Source organism: Thiomicrorhabdus cannonii (genome assembly GCF_013391695.1).
GTDB classification, from domain to species: domain Bacteria; phylum Pseudomonadota; class Gammaproteobacteria; order Thiomicrospirales; family Thiomicrospiraceae; genus Thiomicrorhabdus; species Thiomicrorhabdus cannonii.
The window spans coordinates 22,137-32,847 of the sequence record NZ_JACBGH010000015.1 but is presented as its reverse complement, the minus strand read 5'-3'; the positions used below and the strand labels follow the sequence as shown (position 1 = coordinate 32,847).

Below are 10,711 nucleotides of genomic sequence, written 5' to 3'. Positions count from 1 at the left end.
ACTATATTGAGTACTATAATCACAAACGCATCAAGCAGAAACTCAAAGGCCTGAGTCCGATAGAGTATCGAAATCAGGCCTTGGGTACCGCTTAACTAAAATGTCCAAGTTTTTGGGGTCACTTCAACAAGTGCGGTTTTAAGGTTTAAAGCGAGGTTCTGCTTAGTTCGACGCGGTGATATTGTAGCCGCCGTCAACGTAAGTGATTTCGCCGGTGATGCCCGAGGCCAGATCGGAGCAGAGGAAGGCGGAGGTATTGCCGACTTCTTCGATCGTCACGTTGCGACGCAAGGGTGTAGAGGCGGCGGCTTTATCCAGCATGCTGCGGAAGTCTTTAATACCGGCTGCCGCCAAAGTGCGGATAGGGCCTGCAGACACAGCATTGACACGAATACCATCCTGACCCAAATCGGCCGCCAAATAGCGGACAGTGGCTTCTAGTGATGCTTTGGCGATACCCATGACGTTGTAGTTAGGTACGGCGCGTTCCGCCCCCAGATAAGAAACGGTTAAAACCGCACCCTGCTTGGCTTTAAGCATGTTGTATGCGGCTTTGGTGCAGGCGGTCAGGCTGTAGGCGGAAATGTCGTGCGCAATTTTGAAGCCTTCACGGCTGGAAGCGTCGATCATGCGGCCTTCCAGCTCTTCGCGTGGTGCGAAGGCGACCGAGTGCACCAGGATGTCCAGCCCGTCAGTCCAGGTTTTGGCCAGTTCGCTGAAAACCGCTGCGATTTCCTCATCGTTGGCGACGTCCAATGGCAGTACGATGGATGAGCCCAGTTCTTCAGCGACTTTTTCGACACGTCCTTTCAATTTTTCGTTCTGATAGGTGAGGGCGATTTCAGCGCCTTGCTCGTGCATTTGCTTGGCAATGCCATAGGCAATCGATTTGTTATTGGCAACCCCGATGATTAAGGCTTTCTTTCCAGTTAGGAATCCCATGTTTTTCTCCATTATGTAGAACGCTGTCTAAGCAGTAAAAGGTTGGATGACAGCGCATAAATAATTAACATTAAGACAAAGTTAATCGCAGCATTATAACGCTAATTTGGCGTAAATTATTCGCTATAATGGCAATTGTTTGTCTATCTCAAGTAATGGGGCTTTAGTGAAAAATCGCTGGATGGGGTCTGCAAAAACCAACGGATTGTCTGTTTTTCTGTTGTCGGCGTTGCTGCTTTTTTCGGTATTTTCGTCAGTCGGCTGTCAAGCGTTGTGGAATCAGCCTTATAGCCATGCGCAGATTGAGTCGTCCACCTTGTTCAGTTCCTTTTCCGAACCGCCCAAGCACCTCGATCCGGTAGTCTCCTACAGTTCCAACGAATGGTCTATTCTTGGACAAATCTACGAACCGCCTCTGCAATATCATTATCTAAAACGTCCTTATACGCTGGAGCCGTTGACCCTGCAAACACTGCCTGAGGTTCGCTATTTGAACGCTGCGGGGCAAGCGCTGCAAAACAATCAAACCGTTGCTTACAGCGAATACACCTTGACGTTAAAGCCCAATGTCTTTTACCAGCCGCATCCGGCTTTTGTGATGCAGGACGGGCGCCTCAAGTACGGCGATTTGAGTGAGGCGCAACTCAAAACGATTCATAGCGTGGCGGATTTCAAGGAGCAGGGCACGCGGGAGTTGCTTGCCGAAGATTATGTGTATGCCATCAAGCGCATGGGGTTGCGCCAGAACCACTCGCCGATACTGGACACCATGCAGCATTACATTGTTGGTTTGCGCGAGTTTTCGAGTTTGGCCAGTGAGGATTATGCCGCCAAAATCGCCGGGGATCCGCAAGTTAAAAACCGTTTTTTCGATTTAAGGAATTACGCGATTTCAGGCGTAAAAGTCATTGATAAATATCGATTTTCCATCCGCATTAAAGGTGAGTATCCGCAGTTTCTTTATTGGTTGAGCATGAACTTCTTCGCGCCGATTCCGTGGGAAGCGGAACGCTTTTACAAACAGCCCGGATTGGTGGCCAAGAACATTACGCTCGATACCTCGCCGGTGGGTACCGGGCCTTATTATCTGGCGGAAAACAATCCCAATAAACGCATGCGGCTTGTCGCCAATCCGAATTTTCATGATGAGTTCTATCCCGTTGATGGTTTGGCCGAAGGCGCGGATGCGGCTTTGTTGAACGATGCCGGCAAAAAGCTGCCGTTCATCAAAGAGGTGGTCTATACCCTGGAAAAAGAGAGCGTGCCTTTGTGGAACAAGTTTCTGCAGGGATATTACGATGCATCCGGTGTGAGTTCGGACAGTTTCGACCAGGCGGTTTCGATTGGCGCCGGCGGCGGTATGCAGCTGACACAGGAGATGCAGGATAAGGGCATCGGTTTTCTGACGACGGTCCAGCCGACGATTATGTATCTTGGATTCAATATGGCCGATCCGGTGGTGGGCGGTTACAGCGAGCAACAGCGAAAACTGCGCCAGGCGTTGAGCATTGCGGTGAATTACGACGAATACATCACCATTTTCCTCAACGGCCGCGGTGTGGCCGCACAAGGGCCGATTCCGCCGGGAATCAGCGGTTATCAAACCGGACAGGCCGGGTTGAACCCCTACACGTTTGAATGGCAAAACGGCCGCGCACAACGTAAAGCGCTTGAGCAGGCCAAACGCCTGCTTGCTGAGGCAGGTTATCCCGAAGGACGGCTGCCCGACGGTTCGCCGCTGACGCTCTATTTTGATACCCCGGCGACCGGCCCCGACAGCAAGGCGCAGCTCAACTGGTACCGCAAGCAGTTCGCCAAGTTGGGGATTGAGCTAGTGATTCGTGCCACCGATTACAACCGTTTTCAGGACAAGGTTCGCGGTGCCAAGGCGCAGATGTTCGTGTGGGGCTGGAATGCCGATTATCCCGATCCGGAAAACTTCCTGTTCTTGCTGTACGGCGGCAATGCGGCGATTCATACCAACGGCGCAGGCATCAACAGCGCCAATTACGATAATCCGGAATTCAACCGCTTGTTCGAGCAGATCAAAACCATGGCCGATTCTCCAGAAAGACGGGATTTGATTGCGCAGATGGTGGCTATTGCGCAACGCGACGCGCCTTGGGTTTGGGGTTTTTATCCGCAGTCCTTGGCGCTCTATCACGGCTGGTATCACAATGTCTGGGCGAATCCGTTGGCCAATAACACCCTTAAATACAAGCGCATCGACGCCGCACAACGGACGGCGATGCAGCAACAGTGGAACCAGCCGGTCATTTGGCCGTTGATCTTAGTGTTCGCGCTGCTTCTATTGGCGGTTTATCCGCTATACCGCGCCTATCGTGCGCGCCAGACCAAACGCCTGGTCGCAACGGAGGAACGTTTCTGATGTTGGCTTATATTATTCGTCGATTGTTGTTTGCCGTGCCGATTCTGATCGGCGTGAATCTGATCACTTTTGCGCTGTTTTTTATGGTCAACACGCCCGAAGACATGGCGCGTGCGCAACTCGGTGCCAAACAGACCACACCGGAGATGATCGCCGCCTGGAAAGCCGATCACGGTTACGACAAACCGCTGTTTTTCAATGGCGAGGCACCCGGCCTGTCGAAAATTTCCGACACCTTGTTTGTGGAAGAATCCTTGAAGCTGTTTGTGTTCGATTTCGGCCAATCTGACAGCGGAAGGCAGATTTCGGCCGATATTTACGAGCGCATGTGGCCGAGTCTGCAGATTGCCTTGCCGACGTTTGTGATCGCGTTGGTGACGAATATCGCCCTAGCGCTTTTGATTGTGTTGTTCCGCGGTTCGGTGTTGGACACGGCGAGCATGATGGTGGCGGTGGCGATCATGTCGGTATCGGGGCTGTTTTATATCATTGCCGGCCAGTTGCTGTTCAGCAAAATCTGGCACTGGGTGCCGATTTCCGGTTACGAAGGCGGCTGGGACGGTTTGAAGTTTGTGGTTCTGCCGGTAGTCATCGGGGTGTTTGCCGGATTGGGCAGCGGGGTGCGCTGGTATCGCAGCCTGTTTCTGGAGGAGATCAACAAGGACTATGTGCGCACGGCGCGTGCCAAAGGGCTGTCCGAAATCAAGGTGCTGTTCGGCCATGTGTTGCAGAACGGTCTGCTGCCGATTCTGACCGGCGTGGTCGTGGTGATTCCGACGCTGTTTATGGGCAGCTTGATTATGGAGTCGTTCTTTGGCATTCCGGGGCTGGGCAGCTATACCATTGATGCGATCAATGCGCAGGACTTTGCCATCGTCAAGGCGATGGTGTTCCTCGGTTCGGTGCTCTATATCGTCGGCCTGATTCTGACCGACATTTCCTATACCTATTTTGATCCGCGCGTGAGGTTGCAGTGATGAGTCTGACCTTATTGTGGACCGATGGTTTGATTTGGGGGTTGATTGCTGCGCTGGCGGCGTGGGGCAGAATCGTCAGTCGTTCGGTGCAGGTGCGCCGCCAATGGATGCAGGTGTTTGAATCCAAGGTGGCGATGGTTTCGGCGATTGTGCTGCTGTTCTACGTGCTGCTGGCGTTGCTGGATTCGATTCATTTCACTCAGCAGGAGGCGGGGCAAGGTCTGCAGAGCGTGCTTGACGCGCTGTTGGCGCATTTGGCCACGGTGCAGGAACGCACCTATTCGGCGCCGTTTGCCTTGACCGAGTACAACCGTACCCTGCAGACGCTGGAGGACGGCACGGTGGCGATGCTCTATCAGCCGCTGCAGCATATCAACCCTGCGGCCTCGATGCTGTGGGAAAGCGGCAAAGCTCTGCTGGCCGGCCTGTTGATTTTTACTTTGGCGACTGCTGTGCATCTTTTGTGGCGAAGCCGTGTTAATGACGTCTCGTTTGTTGCTCAGGCCCGGGCGGTATGGCAGGGGCGTACGCAGCTGCCGTGGAAAACGGCTTACTTGACGGTATTGCTGTTGCTGTTGGCGATGAGCTGGCTTTATCAATTAAGTTTTTCCTACCACGTGCTGGGTACCGACAAGGTCGGCGGCGATGTGTTGTACGAAAGCCTCAAAAGCATCCGCACCGGCGTGCTGATTGGTGTGCTGACCACCTTGGTGATGCTGCCGGTGGCCTTGCTGTTGGGGATTGCAGCCGGCCTGTTCAAAGGTTGGGTAGATGATGTCATTCAGTATCTCTACACCACCTTGAACTCCATTCCGGGCGTCTTGCTGATCGCCGCCGCGGTGCTGGTGATGCAGGTCATGATCGGCAACCATCCGGAATGGTTCAGCTCCACCGAGGAGCGTGCCGATATGCGTCTACTATTTTTGGTGCTGATTCTGGGAATGACGAGCTGGACCGGGTTGTGCCGTCTGCTGCGCGCCGAAACCCTGAAAATCAGCCAGATCGAGTTTGTGACCGCCGCACGGGCGTTTGGCGTGAGCCGTTTCACGATTATCGGCCGCCACATTCTGCCGAATGTGATGCATATTGTCCTGATTGCGGTGGTGCTGGATTTCAGCGGCTTGGTGCTGGCGGAGGCGGTGTTGTCGTATGTCGGTGTAGGGGTTGACCCCACCATGCACAGCTGGGGCAATATGATTAACCAGGCGCGTTTGGAAATGGCGCGCGAGCCGATGGTCTGGTGGTCGCTGTTTGCCGCCTTTATTTTTATGTTTTGTTTGGTGCTGGCCGCCAATTTGTTTTCGGACCGGGTGCAGCGCGTGCTTGACCCGCGTTCGCAAACGTCATAACCCCCGCAATCCTAAAGAGGCAAAATATGCAGGTTATTCCGCAGGTTTTACAGGTTGAAAATCTACAGATTCAGGTGGGTGAAACGCCGCTGTTAAAGGGGATCTCCTTTGAAGTGCGCAAAGGTGAGATTTTTGCTCTGGTGGGCGAATCGGGCAGCGGTAAGTCGCTGACGAGTCTGGCGATTATGCGCTTGCTGCCGGAAGCCTTGCGCATCAGCGGCGGGCGCATCAATTTGCATGAACAGTCGTTATTGACGCTGACCGAACAGCAGATGCAGGCGGTGCGCGGCAAGCAAGTGGCGATGATTTTTCAGGAGCCGATGACCTCCTTGAACCCGGTGATGAAAGTGGGCGATCAGGTGGCCGAGGTGTTGCGCGTGCATCTGCGCCTGTCGTCCAAAGCGGCGCGCGCCAAAGTGGTGGCGCTGTTTGAAGAGGTTGGGATTCCCGATGCGGCCAACCGTTACGACTGGTATCCGCATCAGCTTTCCGGCGGACAGAAACAGCGGGTGATGATTGCGATGGCGCTGGCTTGCGAGCCGGAGTTGTTGATTGCCGACGAACCGACCACCGCGTTGGATGTGACCATTCAGGCACAGGTTTTGCAGCTGCTCAAGCAGATCCGCGAGCAACGCGGTCTGTCGATTCTGTTTATCACCCATGATATGGGCGTGGTGCACGAGATGGCCGACCGTGTGGCGGTGATGCGCCAGGGCGAGATTGTCGAGCAGGCGGACAAAGCCCATTTCTTCAGTCATCCACAACATCCCTATACGCAGAAACTTTTGGCGGATGCGGTGCCGGAGCGACGCTACCGTCAAATCGAGGAAACAGCCGCCTTGCTGGAGGTCAATGACCTCAAGGTGCATTTCCCGATTAAAAAGGGTCTGTTTCAGCGCACCGTGGGCTACGTTAAAGCGGTGGACGGCGTGACCTTGGAAATTCCCAGGGGACAGACGTTGGCGCTGGTGGGCGAATCGGGCAGCGGTAAAAGCACGATCGGCCAGGCGATTCTGAAGCTGGTGAATGCCACCGGCGGCAAGGTGAGTTATCGTGCAGACGGGGTGGAGGTGGACCTGACCCGGCTCAACGAAAAGCAGATGCGGCCGTTGCGCCGTAAGGTGCAGGTGATTTTTCAAGATCCGTTCTCGGCCTTGAATCCGCGCATGACCATCGGCGAGATTATCCGTGAAGGCATGACCAGTCTGAAAGTGGGGCCCAAAGACAGGGCCGGACAGGATGGGCGCATTGAGGAGTTGCTGATGCAGGTGGGGCTTTTGCCTGAACATAAATACCGTTATCCGCATGAGTTTTCCGGCGGGCAGCGTCAACGCATCGGCATCGCCCGCGCTTTGGCGGTGGAGCCGGAATTGATTATCTGCGATGAGCCGACCAGCGCCTTGGACGTGTCGGTGCGCGCGCAGGTGTTGGCGTTGCTGGAGTCGTTGCAGCAGCAGTACCAGATGTCGTATCTGTTTATTACCCATGACCTGTCAATTATTCCGGCCATCGCGCACCGCGTGGCGGTGATGCAGAAGGGGCGGATCGTCGAGCAGGGGGCAGTGGAGGCGATTATGCGCAGACCGCAGCATCCTTATACGCAGCAGTTGCTGGCATCGGCGCCGCAGCTGGTGCGCGATGCGCTGGCAGGGTGAGTGGCTGGGGTTAGGGAAAGCGTATGAGGTTGGAATATGTGTTGGCGTGGTTGCCAATGGTGTTGATAGCCATTGCCAACGGCGCGATTCGCGAGAAAATCTTTATAAAACTCTATTCCGAGCGCACCGCCCATCAGCTCTCTTCGGTGACCATCTTGCTGGCGTTTTATCTGTACACAAACTGGTTGCATTCCATCTGGCCTTTGTTGAATGAAACGCAGGCGATGCAGGTCGGGGTGATGTGGGTTGGTATGACCGTGGTCTTTGAATTTGCATTCGGTCATTTTGTGATGCACCACTCGTGGTCACATCTGTTGGCTGATTATAATCTGCGTCAAGGTCGTGTCTGGTCGCTGGTGCTGCTGGGAGTGTGTTTGATGCCTTATATAGCCTATAGGTTTTGATTTTATCTGTCTGATTTAAAAGGATTTATATGTTCGGGTTTGTGGGGCGCAATATGCTGACCGGTCTGTTTACCGTGCTGCCGGTGGCGCTGACGCTGTATCTGTTTTACTGGTTGGCGGTGACGGCGGAATCGCTGCTGGGCGGTTTGATCCGTCAGGTCGTGCCCAGCGAGTTTTACTGGCCGGGCATGGGGGTTATCGCCGGCCTGCTCGCCTTGTTTGTCGTCGGGGTGCTGATGCACGCCTATGTGGTGCGCCTTATTTTCGGCAAGTTCGAAGGATTGTTTGAACGTCTGCCGGGCGTCAAACCGATCTACCGCGCCATGCGCGATTTCTTCGATTATTTCCGTCCGCAGAAGGAGCAGGAGTTTTCGCAGGTGGTGGCGGTCACTTTTGGCGAAAGCGGCATGAAACTGATCGGTTTTATTACCCGCGCCGATGCCGATAAATTGCCGGAAGGCTTTAATGACAACGAAAGCGTGCTGGTCTATCTGCCATTGAGTTATATGATCGGCGGCTATACGCTGTTGGTGCCGCAAACGGCGCTGACCCGACTGGATATGACAATGGATGAGGCGATGCGCTTCACTTTGACGGCCGGTTTGGCATCGATGGATGGTAAAAAGAAATAATTAAAAAACGCCGTTTAAAAACTCAACAGGCCGGGTAGGAAGTCTCTTACCCGGCCTGTTGAGTTTTTAAAGCATCGAAAAATGGCGAATAACCGTTTAGAGTTTTTCGATATCTTCGGCGTTTAAACCTTCCGATACGATTTCCAGCAGATGTTGGGCGACACTTTCCGCTTGCGGCAGATTGAGCGGATTTTCGCCGGGGAAAAGCCGGCCGCGGGTTTCGCTGGCAAAGGTGCCGAGTTGCGCCCAATAGCATTGCAGCTGCGGCACGCGGTTTTCGGCGGCCACGCTGCGCATGAGTTGCTGCAAACCCGCTTTGGCAACACCGTAGGCGCCGTAGAATGCGGGATGTTGCAGAATGTTGTCATCACCGATGGCGACCAATCTGGCGTCGGCCGATTTAAGCAGCAACGGCAGGGTGGTTTGAATCAGGTGGAAATTGGCGTTCAGGCCGGTGTGCAGCACTTCGTACCACTGTTTGTAGTCGAAATGGGCGATCGGCGTAAACGCCGGCAGCAGTGCGGCATTTAAAAAGACGCCGTCCAGCTGGCCGTAAGTTTCTTCCAGAATACTCTGCAGTTCGGCGTAATGGTCGATATTGGCGCCGAGCAGATCCATCGGGTAAAGCGCGGCACGCTCTGCCGTTCCTAGCGTTTCCAACTCGTCATAGAGCTTGTTAAGGGCTTTGAGGTCCTTGTCGAGCAGAATGACGTCGTGCCCCTCTTGCAGCAGTTGCGTGCTGAGGGCTTTGCCTAACCCTTGGGCGGCGCCGGTGACTAAATAGGTGCTCATAGCGTGTTTTAACCTTTTTATGGGTTTTTTCTGATGGTTTCAATAAAGCGGCTGATGTCGATCGGCGTGTCGAAGAAAAAGTCGGCAGGCCAGGCGGCGTCGCTTTCGTGTTCCGGCAGAAAGCCGAACAGCGCCGCGCCGGTTTTCATGCCGGCGTTGATGCCGGCTTCGATATCCCGCGGATGGTCGCCGATATACAGGCATTGCGCCGGGGTCACGCCGCACTCTTTGGCCGCCAGATGCATCGGCGCCGGATCGGGCTTGCGCACCGCCAGCGTGTCGCCGGCGATGACGCTCAAAGGGGCGCTGGGGAACGTCATGCGTCGCAGAATCGTTTCGGTCAGCCACGTGGGTTTATTGGTGACAATGCCCCACGGAATATCGCGTTCCGCCAGTAGCTCTAATCCTGTTTCCAGGCCGGGGAAAAGACGCGTGTGATTGGTGATGTTATCGAAATAGATGTCCAGAAAACGCTTGCGGCGGATTTCCAATTCTTCACCCTCCAAGTGCGGAAAGGCGAGTTTGGTGAGCGCCAGGCCACCTTGCGAAACGGTTTTGCGGATGTCCTGATAACGCAGACGAGGGCCGCCGAACTCCCTGAGCACCTGATTCAGCGCATAGGCGAAGTCATAGGAGGTGTCCAGCAAGGTGCCGTCCAAATCGAACAGGATGCATTGGATGTCGTCTGTGGTGTGAGAGGCTTGACTCATGGTGTTAGATGGCCTTTTGGTAAGCTAGCAGGTAATTGACGTCCACCTGGTCGTTCAAGCCGTAGCGGTTAAGCAGCGGGTTGAATTCGATGCCGGCGCTGTCACGCAGGTAGAGGCCGGCGTGACGCGCCATGGCATCCATTTCCGCCGGGGTAATGAACTTGTCGTAGGTATGGGTGCCCTTGGGCACCAGATTCAAGAGCTGTTCCGCCGCGACGATGGCGAGCAGATAGGCTTTGTAGTTGCGGTTAAGCGTCGAGAAAAACACCCAGCCGCCCGGTTTGACGGCCTCCGCAGCCGCTTGAATGATCGCCGCCGGATTGGGGACGTGTTCCAGCATCTCCATGCAGGTGACGATATCGTGCTCTGCAGGGTGTTGCTCGGCGTAGTCTTCGGCGGCAATCAGCTGGTAATTGACCTTGATGCCCGAATCCAAACCGTGCAGTTTGGCGACGGTCAATACCTCTTTGGCCAAATCGATGCCGGTGACGTCGGCGCCGGCCTGTGCCAGTGCCTCCGACAGGATGCCACCGCCGCAACCGATATCCAGAATGGATTGCTTTTCAATGGCTTGGTGGCGCTTGATAAAGTCCAGTCTGAATGGGTTGATTTTGTGCAGGGCGGCAAATTCGCCTTCGGTATCCCACCAGGTGCTGGAGAGACGGTTGAAGTTGTCCAGCTCGGACGGGTCGGCATTGAAGTTGTGTGCGGTCGATTCTGTCATGGGTGTTAAAGCTTGCGTTTCTCTATTGAACTTGCGGGGCTGATGCAAAATAAGTTCAGGATTATACCTTCTTTGGATGGCTGATTGGCGGCAAATTGGTTGCCTGTGAAAAGGCTTGCAAGGTTGGCGGAATCTGC

Annotated in this window: 11 protein-coding genes; 7 read left to right on the top strand and 4 right to left on the bottom strand. The window is 54.5% G+C overall.

The genetic code is table 11. The features are described 5' to 3' along the window. Positions 1–95, top strand: a 95-nt coding sequence (locus tag HZ297_RS11455) for an IS3 family transposase (RefSeq protein WP_178862052.1), incomplete at its 5' end; no start/stop codon positions are given. Between the two features lie 67 nt (positions 96–162). Here the strand turns inward: HZ297_RS11455 and HZ297_RS11450 are convergent. Continuing rightward, the gene (locus HZ297_RS11450; protein ID WP_178863853.1) at positions 163–942 is read right to left on the bottom strand and encodes an enoyl-ACP reductase FabI; all 780 of its coding nucleotides are present in this window, start codon (positions 940–942) and stop codon (positions 163–165) included. Between the two features lie 166 nt (positions 943–1,108). Here HZ297_RS11450 and HZ297_RS11445 point away from each other — a divergent pair, with 166 nt between their 5' ends. From HZ297_RS11445 to HZ297_RS11420, 6 genes are read left to right on the top strand one after another with little or no spacing between them, the layout of a single operon-like run. Next, entirely contained in the window at positions 1,109–3,331 is a 2,223-nt protein-coding gene (locus HZ297_RS11445; RefSeq protein WP_343034830.1) for an ABC transporter substrate-binding protein, read from the top strand. Continuing rightward, on the top strand, positions 3,331–4,308 hold the full coding sequence (locus HZ297_RS11440) for an ABC transporter permease (protein WP_178863852.1): 978 nt from the start codon (positions 3,331–3,333) through the stop codon (positions 4,306–4,308). The genes HZ297_RS11445 and HZ297_RS11440 overlap by 1 nt, the downstream gene beginning before the upstream one ends. Further along, positions 4,308–5,657, top strand: coding sequence for an ABC transporter permease (locus HZ297_RS11435; protein ID WP_178863851.1), 1,350 nt, complete (start codon positions 4,308–4,310; stop codon positions 5,655–5,657). The genes HZ297_RS11440 and HZ297_RS11435 overlap by 1 nt, the downstream gene beginning before the upstream one ends. Positions 5,658–5,683: 26 nt before the next feature. After that, positions 5,684–7,312 (top strand): ABC transporter ATP-binding protein, encoded by a 1,629-nt coding sequence (locus tag HZ297_RS11430; protein ID WP_178863850.1) that lies wholly within the window; start codon positions 5,684–5,686, stop codon positions 7,310–7,312. Positions 7,313–7,335: 23 nt separating this feature from the next. After that, on the top strand, positions 7,336–7,716 hold the full coding sequence (locus HZ297_RS11425) for a hypothetical protein (RefSeq protein ID WP_178863849.1): 381 nt from the start codon (positions 7,336–7,338) through the stop codon (positions 7,714–7,716). A 29-nt stretch (positions 7,717–7,745) separates the two neighbouring features. Beyond that, positions 7,746–8,348, top strand: a complete 603-nt coding sequence (locus HZ297_RS11420; RefSeq protein WP_178863848.1) for a DUF502 domain-containing protein — start codon at positions 7,746–7,748, stop codon at positions 8,346–8,348. 96 nt (positions 8,349–8,444) lie between these two features. Here HZ297_RS11420 and HZ297_RS11415 read toward each other — a convergent pair whose 3' ends face one another. The 3 genes from HZ297_RS11415 to ubiG are packed head-to-tail and all read right to left on the bottom strand — an operon-like array spanning position 8,445 to position 10,574. After that, positions 8,445–9,140, bottom strand: coding sequence for an SDR family NAD(P)-dependent oxidoreductase (locus HZ297_RS11415; RefSeq protein WP_178863847.1), 696 nt, complete (start codon positions 9,138–9,140; stop codon positions 8,445–8,447). Between the two features lie 17 nt (positions 9,141–9,157). Continuing rightward, the gene (locus tag HZ297_RS11410) at positions 9,158–9,850 is read right to left on the bottom strand and encodes an HAD family hydrolase (protein ID WP_178863846.1); all 693 of its coding nucleotides are present in this window, start codon (positions 9,848–9,850) and stop codon (positions 9,158–9,160) included. 4 nt (positions 9,851–9,854) lie between these two features. After that, positions 9,855–10,574, bottom strand: coding sequence for a bifunctional 2-polyprenyl-6-hydroxyphenol methylase/3-demethylubiquinol 3-O-methyltransferase UbiG (gene ubiG / locus HZ297_RS11405; protein ID WP_178863845.1), 720 nt, complete (start codon positions 10,572–10,574; stop codon positions 9,855–9,857). Positions 10,575–10,711: the final 137 nt, after the last annotated feature.